Genomic DNA, 22,102 nt, shown 5'->3' with positions numbered 1-22,102 from the left:
TCCTGAAACATCTGCAGACCCTGCTGGCGGTCTGGACCGGCGCTTGCCCCACCTGCCACCAACCCCCGCCAGCCAGCTGGAACTTCCCTGACCAGCAACGATTACCCACTTAACAAAGCCCTACTAGCCGGCCGGCAGTGAGGGGAACTTCGCGGTCGTCCTGCTGCACGATGGCACTGCCGCGCGTCAACAAACACATCTTGAGCTCGTCCGAGGGCGCCCCACGCACCACACGGGACGGTCGCCGCAGCACCTGCGGAGTCCCGTGCACCGTGAAAGCGCCCAACGATCCGAGGGGGACGTGCTGCACGCCCCCCAGTGTCGCCGCACCGTTCCACGGTTCGGGGCACAAACCGTAGAAGGCGCTGGACACGGCGGCGCGCCAGGACTCGACCTGTTCCTCCTGCGACGCGGTCAACCAACTCACCTCGTCGTAACCGCTCGATCATCACCGTCGTGGTTCGGTGCCGCAGCCAGTTGTGGCATGTGATGAAAACAACCGTGACGTCCACAGACAACCACATCGCTTCATCGGGTAGCAACATGCGATTCACCCGATGACAACCCGCTGCCGGGTGGAGCCCCGTAGACGTCGTGCACGTGAGGAGAACACAATCATGACTGGTTTGCTCACCGGAAATTCTTGGACGGGTAAAATCTACAATGGACAGTGGGTCGGATCCACAGGAGGAACCGCCGAGGTATCAGAACCGGCCACCGGTGCCATGCTCGCCGAGGTAGGCCTGGGCAATGCCGCGGACGTCGAACGCGCGTCACGGGAGGCATCGGAGGCCCAATCCGCCTGGGCACAGCGCATCGGTCCCGAGCGTGCTGCGATTCTCCGTGAGGCGGCGAAGACGCTGGAGCGTCACCACGAGGAGGTTGAGCGCTGGTTGATCCGTGAAAGCGGATCCGTTCCCGGCAAGGCGGCCTTCGAAGTACAGCTCGCCCAGGCCGAGCTGTGGGAGGCGGCCGCGCTGCCGACGCAGCCGTGGGGGCACTTGCTTCCGGCTAGCCAGGATGGCAGGCACAGCGCTGCTCGTCGGCTTCCCCTGGGAGTCGTCGGAATCATCAGCCCGTGGAACTTCCCCTTTCTGCTGGCCATTCGAGCCGTCGCGCCGGCGCTGGCACTGGGCAACGCCGTCGTCCTCAAACCTGACGTGCAAACGGCCGTCGTCGGTGGCACAGCGATAGCTCAACTGTTCCATGAAGCCGGCTTGCCGGAGGGACTGTTGCAGGTCCTCGCCGGCGACGCCGAGCCGGGACAGGCACTGTGCGAAGACCCCAATATCGCGATGGTGTCGTTCACCGGTTCGACGTCGATCGGTCGTGAGGTCGCCTCCGCGGCGGGTCGCAACCTCAAGCGAGTGTCGTTGGAGCTGGGCGGCAACAACGCTCTGATCGTGCTCGACGACGCCGACGTCGACACGGCCAGCTCCGCAGGGGCATGGAGCGCGTACCTGCATCAGGGGCAGATCTGCATGACGGCAGGACGCCACATCGTGGTCGAGTCAGTCGCCGACGAGTATCTCGATCTGCTGTCCCGACGTGCGGCGGCACTGAGGGTGGGAGATCCGAACCGCGAGGAGGTCGCGCTCGGTCCGCTTATCAACGAAAGTCAGATCGCCAACGTGGAGAGGGTGGTGAACGAGACCGTCTCCTCCGGTGCGGAGCTGCGTGCCGGGGGGAAGCGCGATGCGCTGTTTTACCGTCCGACCGTCCTCGGTGGTGTCACCGCCGAGATGCCGGCGTTCCGCGAAGAGATCTTCGGTCCCGTCGCCCCGGTGACAGTGGTCCGGGACGAGGAGGAGGCGATCGCGGTCGCCAACGACACTGACCGGGGACTTGTCGCAGCGGTCCAAACAAGCTCCGCCGAGCGTGGGAATGCCTTGGCCAACCAGTTGAGGACCGGGATCGTGCACGTCAACGACCAGACGTTGAACAACGACGCCTACGCGCCGTTCGGTGGTACCGGGATGTCTGGAAATGGCAGCCGTTTCGGCTCGCAGAGCAGCTGGGACGAGTTCACCGAGTGGCAGTGGCTTACCAGCCGCTCCCAGGCCCGGCAGTACCCGTTCTGACGCGGAATCCCGGTCTTCCGTTTCCCGGGGATGTTCCCGGATGAGGAAGTCAGCCGGATCGTTGACCAAGACTGAGGTGCCAGCCCTCGCCCGACCACTCCCGCCGCCGGCGGCGCCGGAGAAAAACGCAGCGTAGACGGCCGGGCAAGCTGAGCCATTGGCTGGGTTGGCCGAGCGCGTCCTGACCGCACGTCACCTGTCAGAAAGGAACCCGAACATGCGCACCACAGCAGCAGTAACCCGGAGCCAAGGGGCTCCGTTCGAACTGTGCGAAGTTCAACTGGACGACCCCCGCAACAACGAGATCCTGGTACGGACCGTCGCGACGGGGATGTGCCACACCGACTTGATCGTCCGTGACCAGTGGTATCCGCCGGAGCTTCCCGCAGTGCTCGGTCACGAAGGCTCCGGAGTGGTCGAGGCGGTGGGGTCGGAAATCGTCGGGATCAGTCCCGGTGACCACGTGGTAGTAGGGTTCAACTCCTGTGGGCGTTGCCGCAACTGTCGACGCGGGATGCCCGCTTACTGCGAGGGTTTCGCATCGTACAACTTCGGTGGGCAGCGCCCGGACGGATCCTCTCCGGTGCGGGACGGCGACGGGAACGACATCAACGCCAACTTCTTCGGACAGTCCTCGTTCGCCCAGTATCTGTTGGCGACCGAACGCAACGTCGTCAAGGTCTCCGATGACGAACCACTGGAGTTGCTGGGGCCGCTGGGATGCGGAATCTCCACCGGGGCCGGCGGCATCCTGAACGCCCTCGATCCCGAGGCCGGGAGTTCGGTGACCGTCTTCGGAGCAGGGGCGGTTGGACTCAGCGCGGTGATGGCTTCGGTCGTGGCCAATGCCACCACCATCATCGCGGTTGACGTCGAACCCTCACGTCTGCAGCTGGCGCAGGAGCTCGGAGCCACGCACGTGCTCAACGGCCAGGAGGAGGACGTGAGCAAGCGAATCATGGAGATCACTGACAGTGGAAGCGACTACTGCGTCGACACGACCGCTAAGCCGACCGTGTTCCGGAACGCGGTGGAGTCGCTGAGCATGGGCGGCACGTGCGGCCTCATCGGAGCTGCGGCAGCCGGCACGGAAGTCAACTTGGACATGTCGCACCTGCTGTTTGGGCACAACATCAAGGGTATCCTCGAGGGGGACGCCGTTCCACAGAACTTCATCCCACGGCTGATTGACCTGTACCGGCAAGGGCGGTTCCCATTCGACAAGCTGGTCAGCAAGTATTCCATCGCGGAGATCAACACGGCAGCTGCGGACTCGGTCAAGGGCAAGACCATCAAGCCCGTACTGGTTTTCTGACAAGAGCGATGCGGTCTCCGCCGTCGTGTGCGCGGACTGACCCGGTCGTTGCCTGATCATTCGGGCGATCGGGGAAAGCGCCCTTCCCGTGCGGGGAAATCGGCTTGCTAAGGGCCGGTTTCCCCGCACGGGAAGGTATTTTCTGCATGGGGTGTCGGGCTCGCGGCCGGATCGCCCCGACGACCAACGTTCGCGAGCCCGTCACCGGTTCCCTGGCATCCGAGTCTGCTAGTTGGCGTTCCCATCGAGAACCAACTGGCCTTGCACTCGCCTCAACCCTTTCGCTCGGGCACCGCCGGCACGACGGGCATGCTGTCGATGTCGGCGGGGTTGATTTTGAACTCGGGTGGGTAGGTGGAGGCGGTGGTCGCCTGTGCCGGCTCGGTCGAACGCCAGGAGTACAGGCAGGTGGTGCAGGAGAACATCGTCCACGCCCCGGGGACTGGGGAGCGGGTCAGCACCCGGACGCCCGTGGCGTCACAGCGGGGGCAGAGTTCGGGCAGTTCGTCGTCGGTCACTGGAGCAACTCCTTGATGATGTCTTCCCATTTCCTGGTCCCGTCGGGCTCGTCGACGGTTTGCGAGTAGTGGCCGCGGGTCTCGGGGGCGATGGGCGTGGTGGCGTCGAGAACGACCTTGTCGGTGATGCCTGCCGGTTCCGAGCTCGGGTCGAGCGGCAGCACCGAGGCGTTGGGCACTGTCACGATGTCGTGACGCGGGTGGAACTTGACCGACAGCGCCCACATCACCTGGGCGAGGTTGAACGGGTCGACGGTCTCGTCGACGACGATGACCACCTTGCAGTAGCCGAGCCCGTGCGGAGTGGTCATGGCACGCATCCCCACGGCCTTGGCGAATCCACCGTAGCGTTGCTTGACCGAGACCACCGCGAGCAGACCCTGCGTGTACATCGCGTTGACCGCCTGCACCTCGGGGAATTCCGCCTTGAGCTGCTGGTGCAGCGGAACGCTGGTGTTCAGGGCCAGCGTGTAGTCCATCTCGGTCCAGGGCATGCCGAGGTAGAGATGCTCGAAGATCGGACCAGGCCGATGGGACACCTTGTGGACCTTGATGACGGGTTGCTTGCGGCCGCCGGAGTAGTGACCGGTGAACTCGCCGAACGGGCCCTCGATCTCGCGTTCCCCGGCGAGGATCTCACCTTCGAGGACGACCTCGGAGCCCCAGGGCACGTCCATCCCCGTCAGCGACGTCTGCGCGATGCGGTAGGGGCTGCCCTGGAGGGCACCGGCCATCTCGTACTCGGACTGGTCGTAGGCCAGCGGCATCCCTCCCACGGTGGAGATCGCCGGTTCGTTGCTGATGGCAATGGTGACCGGGAGGTTCTCCCCGCGTTCTTCGGCCCTGCGCAGGTGCAGACCGATGTCGTGGGTGGGCAGCGGTTGGATGCCCAGCGTGTCGACGTCCTTGACCTGGATCCGATAGATGCCGACGTTCTGCTTGTCGAAGTTCTGCGGCTCGTCGGGGTCACAGCTGACCACGACGGCCTTGTCGATGTAGCAGCCGACGTCCCACCGATTCAGTCGGAACAGCGGTAGCAGGTGGAACAGGTCGATCCCCGTCTCAAGCACGTGTTCCTGCCACGGCGGGTCGTCACGGCGTTCGACCTCGACGGGATAGTCCTTCCAGCGCTTGGAGAACTCGAAGAACTGTTCCTTGACCGGCGTGTCCTTCGGCAACCCCAACATCAGCGCGTGGTTGGGCCACGAGCCGACGACGTTCAACGCCACCTTGCCGTGTTCGTAACCCTCGATGTCGTCGAACAACAGCGCCGGACCGCGGTCGGTCAAGTTGGACACGGCGCGCGCCGCCGCACCGAGGTCCGGCTCCGGTGCGACGGTCTCCGAGTACCGCAGCAACTGGCCATTCTCCTCCAGCGTCGACAAGAACGCGCGCAGGTCCGAATAAGCCATGACTAATCCTCGATTCCTCCTGTACGAAAACGAGCGTCACACCGCTCGTCTGGGCCCCATGCCGCTCCACCGCCGTGCGGTGGGCAGCTCGAGACCGAACTGGTCCAGGGTCCGCGCGACGACGTGCTCGACGATGTCGGCAACGCTGGCGGGCCGGTTGTAGAACGCCGGTGTGGGTGGCAGCACGATCGCGCCCATCCTGGTCAGCTCGAGCATGTTCTCCAGGTGGATCGCCGAAAGCGGCGTTTCCCGAGCGAGCAGCACCAGACGGCGCCGCTCCTTGAGAGTCACGTCCGCCGCGCGGGCGACCAGATCCTCGCCGTAACCGGACCGAATGCCCGCCAACGTCTTCATGCTGCACGGCGCCACGACCATGCCGTCGCACCGGAAGGAACCGCTGGACGGAACCGCTCCCTGATCCTCGGGCCTGTACACGGTCGAGGCCATTTCGGTGACCTCGTCCACCGTGTACCCGGTCTCCTGCACGATGGTCGCCCGCGCCCACCGGCTGACCACCAAGTCGGTCTCCACACCGAGATCACCCAACGCCTCCAGTAGACGTATTCCAAGCACCGCCCCAGTGGCACCGGTCATGGCGACGACGAGTCTCACCGGATCCTCCCGTTCGATGACACCTAATACTCCGTGTACGTCCTTTTCAAATTCAAGCGGAGGAGGTTTCAATGACGGACACACGTGGCCAGGTGGAGTCCGCAGTAAATGCGCCCGTCGATGTCGACATGCTGCGGGCGGGGAACAACGGACCCGGACACCTGTCCCGACGGCTGTTCCAAGCCCACGGGAGGCTGTGGCAGGACAAACTCGACGACAAGCTGACCGGGCCTCAGTTCACCGTCCTCGGTGTGCTCTGTCTCGAAGGACCGATGGACCAGCGCACGCTCGGTGAACACGCCCGGCTCGACAAGTCGACCACGACCCCGCTCCTGGAGCGGTTGCAGCAACGAGAACTGCTCGACATCACCAAGGGGGAAACGGACAAGCGGCGCAAGATCCTCACCATCACGGAAAAGGGACGCAGCATGGTCGCGGAGACAGCCCCACTGGCCGTCGAGGTGGGCGAGAGCATGCTCGCCCCGCTGTCCGAGGCCGAACGGGAACAGCTCCTCCGGCTACTGCGAAAGGTGTGCTGATTCGTAGTGGTGTCCGCGCAGGGACCGTCGGCCGTGCACGTGGTTCGCGCCAGCATCGTCGGTGACCCGGCGAACAGCAGGTCGTAGGCGATATTCGGGCGGAAAAGCCGTGCTCACGGTTGCCGTACCGACGACATTTCCCGAGTTCGAGGAAACATCGGTCGATGGGAGTGACTTACTGCGTGGGCTGACCGTGCGGGGGGCACTCGCTCAGCCGCTGCCAGAACCGCAGCGCCGCGTACTCCATCTCGAGGCCGAGTTCGAGAGTGACCATGCGCGAGGCGATCTCGGGGTTACCGCCGAAGCGCTGCTTCATCTCCTCGTACTCGGCGATGCGTTCCTCATGCTGCTTGACCTGGTCGCGAGCGAGCCGCGCGATGTCCTCGGGATCGGCGAGCTCGTTGAAGAACAGCTTGATCTCGGCGATGTCGCGAAGCTCGAAGTGCTGGTGGGTGGGTTCGGCCAGCCAGTCCCGGAGAACTCGCAGCCCCTCGTCGGTGATCGTGAACGTCTTGCGGCGCCGTCCCGTCCCCTCCTCGCTCACCCTCAGCAAGCCGAGCTGTTCGAGACGTTTGGGCTCGGAGTACAGCTGCGCGTGGGGAAAGTGCCAGAAGTAGCCGACCGAGTGACCGATAGCGCGTTTGAGGTCGTACGAGGTCGAGGGGCCCCGCATCGCGACCATCCCCAGGACGACGTACGAGGTCGTCGAAAACCGAGCCGTTGACACACCCCAAAGCGTACCGTATGTTCCTGAACATCCAAAACATATGGTATGTTTCATACGGTCGTTTCCGCACCATTGTTGCGGTGGAGGGACGGGTATGGACCTCGGAACAGTGCTGAGATGGACCGCCGAGCGCTATCCCCGGCATCGCGCGGTCGGCGGAAAGCACCCCTTGACGTATGCCCAGTGGGACGCCCGCACCGACAGGCTGGCCCGCGCGCTGGCCGAGCTCGGCGTGCGGCCGGGCGACCGGGTCGCGTTCCTGCTAGCCGGGGGAGAACCGATGGCCGGCCTGCACCTCGCGGCGCAGAAACTCGGCGCCGTCTCAGTGCCGCTGTCGATCCGCTTCGGTCCGGAAGAACTGGCCTACTGCCTGCGTGATGCGGCACCGGCTCTGCTGGTCACCGATACCAGCACGACCGATACCGCCGAGGCGGCCCTGTCGGACGAACGACCGTTGGCCCGCGCTCACGCCGGTGAGCCCGCCGAGGCACCGCCCGGTGTCCGTCCGATCGAGCGGGTGGCCGCGGACGTGCCCGGCGGTGCGCTGAGCACCCGGGTCTCGGAGGGCGACATCAGCGTGATGCTCTACACCTCAGGTACGACGGGCGAGCCCAAGGGCGTACCGCGCACGCACTCGGCCGAGCACCAGGCGGCGGTAGCCCACCTGCTGCAGAGCAGGCAGGGGCCGTTCGCCACGACGCTGGGTGTGATGCCGATGTTTCACACGATGGGCCTGCGCAGCCTGCTGGCCAGTGTGATCAGCGCCGGAACCTGGGTGCCCCAGGTGCGGTTCTCCCCGGAGGAGACCCTGGAGCTGATCATCCGGGAAGGCGTCTCGGCGCTGTACCTCGTACCGACGATCTACTGGGGGCTGCTGCGGACCGGGCGTCTGGCGGAGGCGACGAGCGTGCGCAAGCTGGCTTACGCGGGCGCGTCGATGACACCGACCCTGGCCGAACAGCTCACCGGCGCACTCGCTCCCGAGGTGTTCATCAACCACTTCGGCAGCACGGAGATCTACACCTTCACCATCAGCCCGGACGTCGCGGCCAAACCCGGGTGCGCGGGCAGGGCCGGCGTCTTCACCCGGGTCCGCCTGGTCGATCCGGAGCCGGGCGCGTCGCCCTCCGACGTCGTGGGAGAGGGCGAGCAGGGGCAGATCGCGATCTCGATGGACTCCCCGGAGGCGTTCGGCGGGTACTGGAACCGGCCCGATGCCGACGCGAAGTCCATTCGGGATGGCTGGTACTTCCCGGGGGACCTGGCCACGGCTGACGAGGACGGGGACCTGTGGGTGGCTGGCCGCGTGGACGACATGATCAATTCCGGGGGCGAGAACATCTATCCGGGCGAGATCGAGGACACCCTGGCCCGCTGCCCGGCGGTGGCCGACGTCGTGGTCGCCGGTCTTCCCGACGACCGCTGGGGTCAGGCCGCGACGGCCTTCTTCGTGCCCGTCCCCGGGATGACTCCGCAGCACGCGGCCACAGTGTTGGCGCATTTCGTGCGCGAGCAGTCCGGGTTGCCGTCGCTGAAGCGGCCCAAGCGCCTGATCGCCGTCGAGCAGATTCCGAAGTCAGCCGTCGGCAAGATCCTGCGCCGTGAGCTGACCACGGGCAATTACGTACCACTGGCCGAGGTCCCGTCCGAGGCCATGACCCCTTCGCGCAGGTGAATACCGTGACCGATCCGAGCAAACCTCCCACTGGCAATGACGGAGGGCGCGGGCAGCGTTCCACGGCGCGCGTGGAGGACCCGGCTCTGCTGTGCGGACGGGGCCGCTTTCTCGACGATCTCGATCCGTTGCCCGGAACCCTGACCGCGGCGATCGTGCGCAGCCCCCATCCGCACGCGAGGCTTCGTAGCGTGCACCTCGAGCGAGCGCGGGCGCATCCGGGTGTCGCTGCCGTCATCGGGCCCGAAGAGGTGACCGCGGCACTGCATCCGTTCCCGCTGTCGCTGAAGACACCGATGCCGTACTACCCGACCGCGACGGACAAGACCCGGTTCGTCGGTGAACCGGTGGCGGTAGTCGTGGCCAGCGATCGCTACGTCGCCGAGGACGCTACCGAGTTGGTAGAGATCGACTACGAGCCGCTGCCGGCAGTGGTGGACACCGACAAGGCTCTCGACCCCGAAGCCCCCAAACTGCACGAGCAGGCCGAGGACAACGTCGCCACCGACCGGACGTTTCACTTCGGACCCGTGGACGAGACGTTCGACCGCGCCGACCGGGTGGTCACCGCCGAGTACGAGTTTCCCCGCTACTCCTCCACGCCGATGGAGTGCTACTCGGTGGTCGCCGAGTGGCACGACGAGGTCGACGGACCCGCGATCACCGCGTGGGCGAACTTCCACGGCCCGTTCTCGATGGTGCCCGTGCTGGCCGGAGCGCTGGGCGTTCCCACTTCGCGCGTGCGGCTGCACGTCCCGGCCGACAACGGCGGCAGCTTCGGCATCAAGGCCGGTATCTACCCGTACGTCGCGCTGCTGGCCCTGGCCAGCCAACATGCGGGACGGCCGGTGCGATGGACCGAGGACCGCATCGAGCACCTGCTGGCGAGCTCGGCCGGTTCGGACCGATCGATGCGTTTCGAGGCGGCGGTCTCCGACGACGGACGTATCGAGGCGCTGCGGGCGGACCTCGTCGACAACGTGGGTGCTTACCTGCGCCCGCCCGAGCCCAGCACGCTGTATCGCTGCTTCGGCAACATCACGGGCGCCTACCGGATCGGCGCCGTACAGATCCGTTCCCGTGCCGTGGTCAGCAACAAGACACCGACCGGGCTCAACCGCGGATTCGGTGGACAGCAGCTCTACTTCGGTCTGGAGCGGCTGATCGACACCATCGCCCACGACCGTGGCATCGACGCGGCGGAACTGCGCCGTCGCAATTTCGTGCAAGCCGACGAATTTCCCTACAGCACCCCGACCGGTGGCATCTACGACTCAGGGGACTACCCGCGGGCCTTCGAGAAAGTCCTCGAGAACGCCGACTACACCGCGCTGCGGCAGCGCCAACGGGAGGCGCGTGAGCGCGGCGAGTACTTCGGCATCGGGATGGCCAGCGTGGTGGATCCCTCCGCGACCAACATCGGCTACGTCGGTCTGGCCACCCCGGCCGAGAACCGACCACCCGGTCGCGGCAAGTCCGGCTCCACCGAGCACGTCCGGGTCAGCGTGGACCTCAACGGCGTGGTCTCCGTTCTGCTCGGCACCGTGCCGCAGGGTCAAGGGCATGCCACGGTGGCACAGCAGATCGTTGCCGAGCAGCTCGGCCTGCAGCGGGACCAGGTCCGCCCCGTGGTCGAGATGGACACCGCCACCACACCGTGGACGGTCAGCTCCGGCAGCTACTCGTCGCGTTTCGCACCGTTGCTCACCAGCGCCCTGGTGGAGGCCGCCGAACGACTGGCGGTCACAGTGCGGCTGGCCGGGGCGACGATGCTCGACGCGGATCCCGAGCAGTTGGAGCTTGCCGACGGACGGGTCCGGGTTCGTGATGAGCCCGAGCGCGGCGTGGCGTTCCGCCACGCCGCCGGTCTGGTGCACTGGGATCCCGGCTCGTTGCCGGAAGGAGCGTCGGCCCGGCTCTACGAGGAGGCGGCGTTCACTCCGCCGGAGTCCAAGGCGGCCAACCAGAACGACCAGATCAACTCCAGCCTGTGCTACGGCTTCGTCGCCGAACTCGTGGTGTGCCGCATCGATCCCGACACCCGCGAGATCACTCTCGAACACGTGTCCACAGTGCACGACCCCGGCACGATCCTGAACGAGACGCTCCTCGAAGGCCAGATCCACGGCGCGCTGGCGCACGCCATCGGGGGCACGCTGTACGAGGAGATGCGCTACTCCGAGTCCGGCCAGCCCACATCGGCGACGTTCATGGACTACCTGTGCCCCACGGCGGCCGAGACCACCTACACGCTCGACAGCGACCACATGCAGACCCCCTCCCCGGTGACGCGGCTCGGCGCCAAGGGGTCCGGTGAGGGCAGCTCGATGAGTCTGCCGGTGGCCATCGCCAACGCGGTCTCGGACGCGCTCGCGCCCCACGGCATCGAGATCACCAGCCTACCCCTGCACGGCAACGTCATCCACCAGCTACTCACCGAGGAAATCCCGGCAACGGAAGGAACCCACTGATCATGGCACTCACCGGAGGCGAAATCCGGCTCGACCGTGGCCACGAGGGACGAGTGGCCTACCTGACCCTCGATCACGGCAAGTACAACGTCATCACCTGGGAAACCCGCAACGTGATGGCCGACCGGTTCGCCGAGATCGACGCCGACGACACCGTCCAGCTCGTGGTCATTCGCGGCGAGGGCGAGCACTTCTCGTCCGGGGGTGACATCGCCGGATTCATGGAGGTCGAACCAGTCGACTTCACCGACCTCGGACACCACGTCACGGCCCCGGCCCGCAGCCCCAAACCGGTGATCACCGCCGTGGACGGTTACTGCTTCGGTGTCGGCTTCGAACTCGCCCTGTCCTCGGACATCCGGCTGGCCACCGCGCGCAGCCAGTTCGCCCTGCCCGAGATGAACCTCGGAATGATCCCCGGATCCGGCGGTACCCAGCGGCTGGCCCGGCTGATCGGACTCTCGCGGGCCAAGTACCACGTACTCACCGCCGAGCGCATCAACGCCGAGCAGGCCGGCGACTGGGGCCTGCTGGCAGGCGTCACCGAGGACCGCGCCGCCCTGGACGGCGAGGTCGAACGCCTCGTGGCCAAAATGCTCGGCTTCTCGCCGCTGGCGGCGCGTACCGCCAAGGAAGTGCTCGACCGCGGTGCTGACGGCCCGCTGTACACCGGCATCGAGCTGGAGCGCAAGGCCTACTCGATGCTGCGGGCCAGCCACGACTTCGCCGAGGGCGTCGCGGCGTTCAACGACAAGCGCACCCCGAAGTTCCGGGGTCGGTGAGAGTCGATGAAAGCCGCCCCCTTCGCCTACGTACGTCCCACCAGCCTCGAGGACGCCGTGAACGAACTCGCCGGCAGTGACGGCGGCGGAAAGGTCCTCGCCGGAGGGCAGTCATTGGTGCCCGTCCTGGCGATGCGGCTGGCCCGGCCCGAGAAGCTGGTGGACATCACCACGGTAGAGGGACTCGACCAACTACGGAGCACCGGTGACTCGCTCGAGGTCGCGGCGATGGTCCGGCAACGACGAGTGGAACACGACCGGGCGACCGATTCGGTGCCGTTGTTGCGCATGGCCCTGCCGTGGGTGGGGCATCGGGAGCTGCGCAGTCGCGGGACCGTGTGCGGCAGCCTCGCGCACGCCGATCCGGCTGCTGAGATCCCTGCTGTGGCGGCCTGCCTGAACGCCCGGATCACGTTGACCAGTCCACGTGGTACGCGCCAGGTACCGGCTCGGGAGTTCTTCACCGGTGCCATGACCACAGCTCTCGGTTCCGAGGACATCCTCACCGCCATCCGGTTTCCCGTCGCGGCCGAGGGCGAGGGCTTCGGGTTCGCCGAGATCGCCCGCCGGCACGGGGACTTCGCCCTGGCAGGTGTTGCCGTGCGGGTAACGGTGTCCGGCGAGCATGTCCACGAGGCGACACTCACGGCGTTCGGGGTCTCCGACCGTCCGGTCACCCGCGACGTAAGTACCGAGCTCGCTTCGGCTGTCAGCGCGTCCGGACAGGACGGTGCTCGGCTGGCCGTGCGGCTGACCGAACCCTTGGCCGGTATCGCGCAGGACATGGTCGACACCGACGGCGACGCGCACGGTTCCCAGGACTACCGGCGCCGGCTGCTCGCGACGTTGTCCGGCCGGGAACTGGCCAAGGCCCACGACCGTGCCCTCCGGGGCACCAACGGGGGAAGTTCATGACCACCGACGAAACCACCCACGACACCGCGCGGTCGGCGGACCGCCGGGAAAACCGGCCCAGGCCGGTGAGTGCGGGCGCGGATGAACCGGTGGAGGTCCGGCTGACCGTCAACGGCACCCCGGCCGTGCTGCAGTTGCCGCCCCGCCACACCCTGGCGGACGCACTGCGCGATCATCTCGGCCTCACAGGAACCCACCTGGGCTGCGAGCACGGCGTGTGCGGCATGTGCACGGTGATGGTCGACGGGGAGGCCGCACGCGCCTGCCTGCTGTTCGCCTGCCAGCTCGACGGATCCGACGTGGTCACCGTCGAGGGCTTGGGACGTCCGGACGACCTGCACCCGTTGCAGGAGTCCTTCGGCCACCACCACGCACTGCAGTGCGGGTTCTGCACGCCGGGCTTCCTGATGAGCTCCTACGACCTGCTCTCGCACAAGCCGGGCATCGCCGAGGAGGAAATCCCGGAGGAACTCTCCGGCGTGATCTGCCGGTGCACGGGCTACCGCAACATCGTCTCGGCCGTGGCCGAGACGAGTCGTGAACACCCCGAAGGGGTTCCTGCACCCGGCAACTGTGCCCACCGCGCACTCGTCGGCCGTGCGGGTGGCCAGGCGGCCGGCTTGCCGGGCGGTGCTGAGGGAGTCTCTGACACGCAACGATCCGATGCCGCCTCCCAGGATGTGGAGATCGTGCTGCCGGACTCCGAGCCGACGGTGTCCGTCGAGGTCACCACGGATCTGGACGTGCCGTTCGAGAAAGTGTGGCGCGTCCTCGACGACGTCCACCTGCTCGCGACCTGCCTGCCCGGCGCCGAACTCACCGAGGACCTCGGCAACGAGCACTACACCGGACGCGCCCGCGTCGCGGTGGGACCGATCAAGCTCTCGTTCACCGGTATCGCGCACATCACCGAGCACGACCGAGAATCCGGAAGAATCCGGGTGCTCGCCCAAGGTGAGGACACCGGCGGTGCGCAGACACAGGCCGACCTCACTCTGGTGGCCGAGTCCACCGAGACCGGCACGCGACTGCAGGCCGACGCCGCCGTGTACCTCACCGGCCGGATCGCCCAATTCGGACGGGCGCTCGCCGGCGACATCAGCCGTCGCATGTTCGAGCAGTTCGCCGACTCCGTGAAGCAGGCGGCCACCTCCGGCCAAGCACCGACCACCCCTGCGGGAGCGCCGAGCGCCTTGCGTCTGGTCGCCGGCACCCTCGCCAACCGGATCCGTCGGGCGCTGCGTCGCTTCGGCCTCGGGAAAGGGAACTCCCGCCGCGGTGGGACACCGACGGACGGCTTCCGCTGAGCGGGGTGAGGAACGGGGCGTACGCGCGAGGACCGCGACGCGCACCGGTGGGCCGAAAACCGACTCAAGGAGCACATCGATGAGCAGCTCTCCTCCGGCAGCGCCCCCACGTGCCGGCACAGACGATCGACTCGTCGAACAGGGGCCAGGGGTACGTAGCGGCTTGCGGGACCTGCCCGCGCACCTGAATCTCTCCACTGTGGGCGCGGCCGTGGTCGCTACCGTGTTCGGCTGTACCGGCCCCGCGCTGATCATCATCAACGGAGCGGGAGACGCGGGGCTCTCGGCCTCCCAGACCGCGTCCTGGATCTTCGGGGTCTACGTATTCGGCGGTCTGAACTCCCTGCTGCTCGCGCTCTACTACAAGCAGCCCATAGCAGGAGCGTGGAGTATCCCTGGTGCGGTGCTCGTAGTGGATGCGCTCGGCACCTTCACCTTGGGAGAGCTCGTCGGAGCGTACCTGGTGAGCGGCGCCTTGGTGCTCCTGCTCGCACTGACCGGAGTGCTCCGCCGGGTGATGACCTGGCTGCCTGGCCCCATCATCATGGCCATGATCGCCGGCGCGCTCGTCGAGTTCGCGATCGGTGTCGTCGAGGCGGGGCGCGCCGCCCCCTGGATCGTGACCTCCGCGCTGGCCGGCTACCTGCTCGTGACGCGATTCAGCAAGAAGCTCCCGGGCGTCGTTGGTGCGCTCGTGGCCAGCGCGGTGGCCGCCGGATTGACGGGTGCGTTCGTGGGAATCGACCCGGATACCCGGCTCGCCGTGCCGGCGCTCGTCGTGCCCACGTTCGACTGGGGAGCGGTCTTGGCCGTCTCCGTGCCGTTGACCGTGCTTATCATCGGGGCCGAGAACGCGCAGGCGACCGGAGCGCTGATGGCCGCGAGCTACCGTCCACCGATCAACTCCATGTCGTTGCTCAGCGGCCTCAGCGGACTGGCCGCGGCCGGTTTCGGGGGGCACACGTCCAACATCGCGGGTCCTATGACCGCCATCTGCACGTCCCGCGATGCCGGCCCCGAGGCGGGGCGTTACGCGGCGGCCGTGCTCAACGGGATCCTGTTCATCGCCTTCGGGGTGGTTTCGAGCGTTGCCGTCGCGTTCGTCACCGCGCTCCCGGTCGAACTCGTCACCTCCGTTGCCGGCTTGGCGATGATCACGGTTCTGCTGTCGTCCTTCCAAGGTGCTTTCGGCAGCTCCCGGTTCCAGATCGGGGCGTTCTTCGCGCTCGTCATCGCCATGAGCGGAGTCAGCATCGCGGGTATATCCAGCCCTTTCTGGGCTCTGCTCGGCGGTGTGACGGCGTCCCTGCTGCTCGAATTCGACCAGTTCAGGGATCGCGCCGATCACTCCGACTGAGCAGCGCGGGAACGGTTTTTCCGAACAGTCGAGAGGAGATCGGATGTCTGCGGTCGAGGAGGACGGTGCGGTGCACGGCAGCGCCGTCGATCAGCTCAGGGAGGCGCTGTCCGGAACGGAGCAGCTCGTCGTCCGGATGGGTCTGGAGATCACGGCGTGGAACCCGGATCACCTGGTCGGCACCCTGCCTGTGACAGGTAACCGCCAGCCCTACGGGTTGCTGCACGGTGGGGCGAACGCGGTCCTGGCCGAGACGCTCGGCTCGATCGCCGCGGCGCTGCACACCGGGGCGAGTCGGCAAGCCCTGGGCGTGGATCTGTCCTGCACGCACCACAGATCGCCCACCGGCCAGCGGGTGACCGGGACCGCGACACCGCTGCACCGGGGACGCAACCTCGCCACCTACGAGATCACGATCAACGATGACGACGGAAACCGCACGTGCACCGCACGACTGACCTGCGTGCTCCGAGAACACCCCTCCCACCCCCTCCCCTCGTGAGAAACGCGTTCGATGTAGTGCCATCAATGGGCAGGAGGCAAGACGGTGTCGACAAGGGCGATGGGGGCGGCGTAGATGGCGAGAATCGACCCACCGGCGTGTAGTTGCTCTCCGACAAACAATTGCGGCCGTGTGTGCTGAGTTTTTGTGAGGTTCCCCCGTTGGCCGGACGGTTAGTTATGCTGCCATGGGTTGTGGGTGGTCATGGTGGGCTTCCCAGTGCTCGGGGCTGGCGTAGTCCAGAGCGGAGTGCAGTCCTGGCGGTTGCACCGGGTCCGGGTCCAGGTGAAAACGACCTCGCGTGCCTGGGCTCGGGCGGTGAAGCGGTGTCGGTGCACGAGTTTTCGTTTCAACGCTCCGAAAAACGACTCCACGACCGCGTTGCCCCCACAGATCCCGGTGCGCCCCAGCAAATGCCGGATGCCCAGCTTGGCGCAGCGCTGGGCCAACTGGGTGCTGGTGCATTGGCATCCTCGGTCGCTGTGAAAGATCACTCCGGCCACGACGCTACCCCGGAAGCCGACAGCGCTGTTTAGGCAGTCGGTGCTCAGCTCAGTGCTCAGACGCTCGGCCAACGCGTAGCCCAGCCCCGGCGTGATCCCACGTCGGCACGACGGCTGGATGTTGCGATACATGAGGACCTTGCTTCTCCCTATCCTCATAGCGAGGGTCAATCCATAGCGGATGACCAGCTAGTAAGAGCAAACTTGTCCAAAAGTCGGGCATATATGCGTTGTGTCCCTGACATGTCCGGTCAGGGCGCTCAACGCCGCGGCGATTTCGGGAAGCCCGGCACGCACATAGGTGGCCGTCGCCCCGTCCTGGTCGGCGTGGTCGGTGTGACCCGCGTAGGCGCGAGCCACCGCGTAGCCGAAGTGGCGCTCCACCCACGTCAGAGTGGTATACCGCAGCCAGTGGGTGCTGACCTGCTGGGTGGCCACCCACGACAAGTGCTGACCCAACCGGTGCCACAAGTGGTCATAACGCCGATGCGTCAACGGGCTACCACCGCGGTAGCGCAGCACCCTCCCGTCACCGGCCCCGTGCGTGCCCCGCTGGTCGGCGTGCTCGCGCAGATGCCGCATCAGCATCGGCGAGACCGGCTGCCACCGCATGCCGATACACACACCGCAACGCCGCGATGCAGTGCTCCACCGCGCTGCGCCCACCCCGGGCGTTGCGCCGCAGCACCCGCTGAGACCGCACCCGCTCGGCCAACTGCTTGATCTCCGACGCAGTGGGCTCATCCAACCACCGCTCGCCCCACACCTCCAGCACGCGTTTCCAATACGAGCCATACACCCGCCTGGTACCCATCGACACCGCCCGCTGCACCACCAGGATGTACTCGGCAAACGTCGGCACCACGCAGGAAGCCGCCGCCGACCCGACCAGATCCTCCGGCCCCACCCAGTTGATCCGACCCACTGGGAGTGAAAATCCTGCTGACCAGCTCAGGTGCGGGTTCGGGAAGCAGCCCAGCGTGGTGCATGCTCGTTGGCGCAGAACCTGGCCGAGGGGCTGTGCCCCGCATCAACCGTTCCACCCGCTCGTGGGTGACCATCCAGCCTCGGCGTCCTCGGGGTTCTGGCTGGGAGGAGTTGGTAGCACCCGGGGTGTGCGAGCGCGCTGCGCGGCGATGACTCGCAGCACGCTCGCACCCTGCTCCGGCGCGGTGCTCGGGTTGCGCGGGGTCTTGGTCCTTTAGTTAGGGATAGGAGATCACGGTGGAGGGCACGGTGTCCGATCCGGAGGTGGCCGCTCCGGTGTCGTTGATGACGTTGTCGTATTGCCCCTTGCCGCCGAGCGAGACGACCAGCAGGTCGTGGAAGACCACGCCCGGTGTGTTCGGTGCGGCGAAGCCGCGCCCCTGGCGGATGGTCGAGTCCGCGGTGTAGTTGCAGTAGCTGCCCATACCCCAACCTTCGTGGGTCGTCACGGAGTCGCCGACCTTGTAGGCGGCGTATCCGCGGATCCCGTCGTGGTTGATCGCGGCCTGGTCGGGGGCGTCGTAGGCCTTCTCGTTCTGGAAGAACACGGTCCGGCCGTGCTGTCCGTACCACTGCACGTCGTACTTGTTGAAGTGCTCGGCGAACAGCCCGGTGGCCAGCACGTTGTCCCCGTTGACGACCAAGCCGTAGTCGGCGCGGTTGGTCTCCCAGCCCACACCGCTGCCGTGGTCGGCGCGCCAGAGCCAGGTGTGGTCGATGAGCGTGTCGTGGGCGTTGACGACCACGCTGGTGGTGGCCTTACCGGGCCCCGCCCCGCCGATGCGGACGAACAAGTCCTGCACCGAGATCGGGTTGCCCGCATGATCTGCGGAAGACCCGTCGGGACCGATCTCCACCAGGGTCTCCGAGTTGGCGGTTCCCGCGTCGACGAGGAGTCCGGCGATCCGCACCCCGTCCACATCGGCCACCTTCAGGGCCGTGACCCCGTTGTCCGGGATGAGCGTGGCGTAGCCGAGCCCGAGGACCACGGTGTTGGCCCGGTTGACCCGGATCGGCTCGTCGAGGTGGTAGATGCCGGGCGTGACCAGCAGGTGCTTGCCCTGCTCGAGCGCGGCGTTGATCGTGGCCGCGGTCGCCCCTGGCTTGACGACGTGGAACCGCGACAGCGACAGCGACTCGCCCGCCGGCGCACCGCCCTCCCACGTGGTACCGCTGGCTCCCGTGCGCAGCGCGGGCAGGAAGACCCTGAACTCGCTGCCGTCGAGGTACATGAACGGCTTCTCCCGCGAGATCGGGGTCGTTGCCAGCGTCGTGTACGGCGGTTCGGGGAAGCTCTGCGCCGGAGCCCCCGCGACACCGGAGAAGACCATGTTCCACACGCCGTTGCTCCAACCGCCCACAGCACTGTCGCGGGTGTACCACTGCTGCTGCGAGTACGGAGACACCGTACCGTCGACACGGCTGTCGGCGATGTAGCCACCGCTGGCCCAGCCGTACCCGCTCGGTGCCAGGTTGAGCCCGCCCTTGACGTGCATCCGCCGGAACGGCGCGGCCTGAGCGACCGCCCAGCGGTCCGTTCCGCTCACCGGTCTCAGCGCGAGATTCTCCGCGGAACGCCAGAAGTTCTGCGTCGCGTTGCCGTCGAACCAGCCGGCGTCGACGGTGACATCGCCGTTGATCGTCGTGTCGTCGGGCGACAGCCCCAGCCCCGCGATCGAGGTGTAAAAACCCAGCTGGGCGTTGAGCCCGTCGTAGGTGCCCGGCTTGAAGAACAGCTGGTAGCGGCCCGTGCCGAACTGCGCCGACTCCTGCTCGGCGAAGATCCGGTCCAGCTGCGCCTGGATGTCGGGGGTGCTGGGGTCGAAAACCAGCACGTTCGGACCGAGGTCGACCTCGGCGCTCGAGGACGCCGTCGTCGTGGTGGCCCGCGCGGAGCGCTGCGACGACCCGGCCAGCACGGCCGGAGTCGCCACGGCGGCAGCGGCCATCGTGCCGAGGGCGCTTCGGCGGGAGAACGCGCTCCCGCCGGATTCCTGGTTCTCTGGTGAAGAGGTGGACACGACAATTCCTCCAATACGAAGGGATCGGTCGCGGTGCTCGACGGTTCCCGCTTTCGAAAAGGGCGGGAACTGCCGTGGACACGCGATTTCTCCCACCGCCTTCGGGGCTCGGGCGAGACGACGAGCCCCGAAAGAGCGGTGTGGATCAGGATTCGACGCGGACCCGGCCGACGAGACAGCCGAGGTTGACCGACGTGCCAGGCGCGTTCGCGCCCGCGGGCATTTCGGGCCGAACCGAGTGGGCACCGGAGGTGAACTCCCTCTTGACCTGGTCCTTCACCCACCCGGAGACGAAACCGCAGGTGCTGCAGCTCGGGGCCTGAACACCCGGCCTGCGCCGCGGAGGCGTGGCCGGCGCACCGTTCTGGAAACCGGCGGCGCCCCGGTCGATGGAGAGCGTCTCCGCAGCATCAACGCGATGCTGCTGCTCGGAGGTGATCGTCCCGGAATTCCTCCCGGCGACCTCCACCGTCCAGTCCGACCGATCGATGGCCGCGCCGGAGAATTCGTCGAAGAAGCTCTCCCGCTCGACCACGGCCACCGGGGCTACCGCCGCGATCGCGACACGGCTTCGCACGGACATGGAAACCCTCATTCCTCGAAGGGCGGACCGCTCCGGTCCACCGGAGAACCGGAGGAGATCGCTCTCAATGCATAAAGAGGGAAACGTCTAGACCACCTGCCGGTAAAGAACCAGTGCGGTCTGAATCGATCCACTCGATCGCAGATTGGCGCCTGCGGAGTTGTGCTCGTACTCCACCGGATGGAACCGCGCGGCCGTGATCACCACGTCCAGCACCGAAGCCGAGCGGAGTGGCCGCCGACGCTCGCCTCGTCGACAGGCTGATGGACCCGACCAGCCTCGAACGCTGGGCGCTGGAGTCCGTGAGCGACATCGAGCCCGAAGCGTCGAAGTCCACCGTCCGGCGGGCCGCCTTCCGCATCGGCACGGACCGCATCACCGAGATCGCCATGGACGAGGGCCACCGGCAGCTCGCCGAGCAAACCACCGCCGAGGAGGCCGCCAGCGATCGCGCGATCACGATGTCCCGCCGACGCCCCACGCGGGCCGAGGACGCCGAATAACCTGCGACCACGCAGAGATGCCGACGATCACCCGTGGTCGGATCTACGGCGCAGAGATCGAAGACCGAGAGGAGAAGCACTACCTCGCGGTGTCCCACAACCGCCGCAGCGTGTTCGTCACGCTCAGCGACGAAGGCAGGAAACTCATCGACGACGTCGACGACGACCACGTCCGCAACGAGCGCGAGCTGCTCGACGCACCCGATCAGAGCGACCAGGACCGCTTGGCAGACTTGCTGCGCACACTGCTGACCGGGCTCGGCAACATCCCCGAACCGCACTCGGAGTCCTCAGCGGGAGCCAGCTACTGCCAACGCCTCCGCAGAGGACCTTACGAAAACCTGCCGCGCCGGACGCCAACATCGTCCCCGGTCGCGCCAGCGGCGTCCGCGGCACGCCCACCTTCTTCGTCAACGGCCAGCCCTACGAGGGCGGCAACAACACCGTGGAGCTGACAGCCGCGATCGAATCCGCGCTGGCGGAGCCCGAGGACCGATCGGACACGGTTTGGCGCAACCTAGCGGAACGGTTCGGCCCCTTGTTGAGGAGTGCAGCACCGCTTCTACCGGCGGGTCGAAGACGACACCTGCCCGGGCTACAGCAACAGGCAGAGACTACTTGCGAGGCGGACCGACTCCTCAGGGAGGACTCCACCGTCGTGCGTGCCCATCAGCACTCCACCGAAGAAAAAGGGGACCACAGGCATCGGGACACTCCCGAGGAGACCTGAGCACCAGGCCCCACCTGATCGTCGACGGACGAGGGCATCCGCTGAGTCCGCTGATCACTCCTGGTCAGGCCAGTGACGCACCGGCCTTCCCGCCACTTCTGACAGCCGCGCACGTACCGCGGCCCGGCCGTGGGCACCCGCGCACCAGACCGGTGCGCATCATTGCCAACAAGGCTCACTCATCACGAACCATCCACCAACACCTGCCGACGTCGAGGTATGCCACCACCATCCCAGAGCCGGCTGAGCAGGCCGGATACCGCCGCGGGCACGGCTCTCGCGGCGGAGATCCACCCGCCTTCAATACCGCTTGTTATCGCCAGTACAACACCGTCGAACGCTGCATCAACCGCCTGAAGCAATGGCGTGGCATCGCCACCCGCCTCCACACCGAAGCCCGCTACTGCCACGTCAGCCTCACCCTAGCCAACATCCTCCTAGTAGGGCTTTGTTAAGTGGGTAATCGTTGCTGGTCAGGGAAGTTCCAGCTGGCTGGCGGGGGTTGGTGGCAGGTGGGGCAAGCGCCGGTCCAGACCGCCAGCAGGGTCTGCAGATGTTTCAG

Annotated in this window: 21 protein-coding genes; 12 read left to right on the top strand and 9 right to left on the bottom strand. The window is 66.8% G+C overall.

Annotated features, from left to right (window positions below):
• Window positions 1–109 precede the first annotated feature (109 nt).
• On the bottom strand, window positions 110–418 hold the full coding sequence (locus tag G9Q41_RS21265; protein WP_165633997.1) for a hypothetical protein: 309 nt from the start codon (window positions 416–418) through the stop codon (window positions 110–112).
• 199 nt (window positions 419–617) lie between these two features.
• Between G9Q41_RS21265 and G9Q41_RS21260 the strand changes: the two genes are divergently transcribed.
• Together G9Q41_RS21260 and G9Q41_RS21255 are read left to right on the top strand one after the other, a co-directional pair.
• Window positions 618–2,081: a benzaldehyde dehydrogenase gene (locus tag G9Q41_RS21260; protein WP_092520777.1), complete on the top strand. Its 1,464-nt coding sequence runs from the start codon at window positions 618–620 to the stop codon at window positions 2,079–2,081.
• A gap of 217 nt (window positions 2,082–2,298) precedes the next feature.
• Entirely contained in the window at window positions 2,299–3,396 is a 1,098-nt protein-coding gene (locus G9Q41_RS21255; RefSeq protein ID WP_165633998.1) for an NAD(P)-dependent alcohol dehydrogenase, read from the top strand.
• 272 nt (window positions 3,397–3,668) lie between these two features.
• Here G9Q41_RS21255 and G9Q41_RS21250 read toward each other — a convergent pair whose 3' ends face one another.
• The 3 genes from G9Q41_RS21250 to G9Q41_RS21240 are packed head-to-tail and all read right to left on the bottom strand — an operon-like array spanning window position 3,669 to window position 5,938.
• Window positions 3,669–3,914, bottom strand: coding sequence for a non-oxidative hydroxyarylic acid decarboxylases subunit D (locus G9Q41_RS21250; protein ID WP_245695576.1), 246 nt, complete (start codon window positions 3,912–3,914; stop codon window positions 3,669–3,671).
• Window positions 3,911–5,326, bottom strand: a complete 1,416-nt coding sequence (locus G9Q41_RS21245) for a non-oxidative hydroxyarylic acid decarboxylases subunit C (protein WP_092520775.1) — start codon at window positions 5,324–5,326, stop codon at window positions 3,911–3,913. Before G9Q41_RS21245 ends, G9Q41_RS21250 begins: the two co-directional genes overlap by 4 nt.
• Before the next feature lie 36 nt (window positions 5,327–5,362).
• On the bottom strand, window positions 5,363–5,938 hold the full coding sequence (locus G9Q41_RS21240) for a UbiX family flavin prenyltransferase (protein ID WP_347567627.1): 576 nt from the start codon (window positions 5,936–5,938) through the stop codon (window positions 5,363–5,365).
• A 71-nt stretch (window positions 5,939–6,009) separates the two neighbouring features.
• On the opposite strand from G9Q41_RS21240, the gene G9Q41_RS21235 reads away from it, so the two are divergent.
• Window positions 6,010–6,477, top strand: a complete 468-nt coding sequence (locus G9Q41_RS21235; protein WP_207631693.1) for a MarR family winged helix-turn-helix transcriptional regulator — start codon at window positions 6,010–6,012, stop codon at window positions 6,475–6,477.
• A 175-nt stretch (window positions 6,478–6,652) separates the two neighbouring features.
• On the opposite strand, the gene G9Q41_RS21230 is transcribed toward G9Q41_RS21235, so the two are convergent.
• Window positions 6,653–7,204, bottom strand: a complete 552-nt coding sequence (locus G9Q41_RS21230) for a PadR family transcriptional regulator (protein ID WP_092520774.1) — start codon at window positions 7,202–7,204, stop codon at window positions 6,653–6,655.
• A 94-nt stretch (window positions 7,205–7,298) separates the two neighbouring features.
• On the opposite strand from G9Q41_RS21230, the gene G9Q41_RS21225 reads away from it, so the two are divergent.
• The 7 genes from G9Q41_RS21225 to G9Q41_RS21195 all read left to right on the top strand — a co-directional run bounded on the left by G9Q41_RS21225 (window position 7,299) and on the right by G9Q41_RS21195 (window position 16,213).
• Window positions 7,299–8,879 carry an AMP-binding protein gene (locus G9Q41_RS21225; RefSeq protein ID WP_092520773.1) on the top strand — a complete coding sequence of 527 codons (1,581 nt, stop codon included), beginning with the start codon at window positions 7,299–7,301 and terminating at the stop codon, window positions 8,877–8,879.
• 71 nt (window positions 8,880–8,950) lie between these two features.
• Complete coding sequence (locus tag G9Q41_RS21220) at window positions 8,951–11,350, top strand: xanthine dehydrogenase family protein molybdopterin-binding subunit (protein ID WP_165634003.1); 2,400 nt, start codon at window positions 8,951–8,953, stop codon at window positions 11,348–11,350.
• A 2-nt stretch (window positions 11,351–11,352) separates the two neighbouring features.
• Window positions 11,353–12,132, top strand: coding sequence for an enoyl-CoA hydratase/isomerase family protein (locus G9Q41_RS21215; RefSeq protein WP_092520771.1), 780 nt, complete (start codon window positions 11,353–11,355; stop codon window positions 12,130–12,132).
• Between the two features lie 6 nt (window positions 12,133–12,138).
• Window positions 12,139–13,047: an FAD binding domain-containing protein gene (locus G9Q41_RS21210; protein ID WP_092520770.1), complete on the top strand. Its 909-nt coding sequence runs from the start codon at window positions 12,139–12,141 to the stop codon at window positions 13,045–13,047.
• Window positions 13,044–14,354 (top strand): 2Fe-2S iron-sulfur cluster-binding protein, encoded by a 1,311-nt coding sequence (locus tag G9Q41_RS21205; protein ID WP_092520769.1) that lies wholly within the window; start codon window positions 13,044–13,046, stop codon window positions 14,352–14,354. Before G9Q41_RS21210 ends, G9Q41_RS21205 begins: the two co-directional genes overlap by 4 nt.
• Before the next feature lie 79 nt (window positions 14,355–14,433).
• A complete protein-coding gene (locus G9Q41_RS21200) occupies window positions 14,434–15,711 on the top strand; it encodes a benzoate/H(+) symporter BenE family transporter (RefSeq protein WP_242687746.1) in 1,278 nt (425 codons plus the stop codon).
• Window positions 15,712–15,754: 43 nt separating this feature from the next.
• Entirely contained in the window at window positions 15,755–16,213 is a 459-nt protein-coding gene (locus G9Q41_RS21195) for a hotdog fold thioesterase (protein ID WP_092520767.1), read from the top strand.
• 692 nt (window positions 16,214–16,905) lie between these two features.
• On the opposite strand, the gene G9Q41_RS21185 is transcribed toward G9Q41_RS21195, so the two are convergent.
• The 3 genes from G9Q41_RS21185 to G9Q41_RS21175 form a co-directional block, all read right to left on the bottom strand.
• On the bottom strand, window positions 16,906–17,328 hold the full coding sequence (locus G9Q41_RS21185) for a hypothetical protein (protein ID WP_207631697.1): 423 nt from the start codon (window positions 17,326–17,328) through the stop codon (window positions 16,906–16,908).
• A 593-nt stretch (window positions 17,329–17,921) separates the two neighbouring features.
• Window positions 17,922–19,652: a coagulation factor 5/8 type domain-containing protein gene (locus G9Q41_RS21180; RefSeq protein WP_342751255.1), complete on the bottom strand. Its 1,731-nt coding sequence runs from the start codon at window positions 19,650–19,652 to the stop codon at window positions 17,922–17,924.
• A 217-nt stretch (window positions 19,653–19,869) separates the two neighbouring features.
• Entirely contained in the window at window positions 19,870–20,307 is a 438-nt protein-coding gene (locus G9Q41_RS21175) for a hypothetical protein (RefSeq protein WP_165633999.1), read from the bottom strand.
• A gap of 230 nt (window positions 20,308–20,537) precedes the next feature.
• On the opposite strand from G9Q41_RS21175, the gene G9Q41_RS21170 reads away from it, so the two are divergent.
• Window positions 20,538–20,810, top strand: a complete 273-nt coding sequence (locus tag G9Q41_RS21170) for a hypothetical protein (protein ID WP_017975578.1) — start codon at window positions 20,538–20,540, stop codon at window positions 20,808–20,810.
• Between the two features lie 17 nt (window positions 20,811–20,827).
• On the top strand, window positions 20,828–21,265 hold the full coding sequence (locus G9Q41_RS21165) for a hypothetical protein (RefSeq protein ID WP_017975579.1): 438 nt from the start codon (window positions 20,828–20,830) through the stop codon (window positions 21,263–21,265).
• Window positions 21,266–21,722: 457 nt separating this feature from the next.
• On the opposite strand, the gene G9Q41_RS22165 is transcribed toward G9Q41_RS21165, so the two are convergent.
• Window positions 21,723–21,950 (bottom strand): hypothetical protein, encoded by a 228-nt coding sequence (locus G9Q41_RS22165; RefSeq protein ID WP_242687745.1) that lies wholly within the window; start codon window positions 21,948–21,950, stop codon window positions 21,723–21,725.
• Window positions 21,951–22,102: the final 152 nt, after the last annotated feature.

Origin of the sequence: Actinopolyspora sp. BKK2, assembly GCF_011291845.1 — a bacterium.
Taxonomy (GTDB): Bacteria; Actinomycetota; Actinomycetes; order Mycobacteriales; family Pseudonocardiaceae; genus Actinopolyspora; species Actinopolyspora saharensis.
Note: the sequence above shows the minus strand (reverse complement) of the source record. Positions and strands in the feature narration are given on the sequence as shown.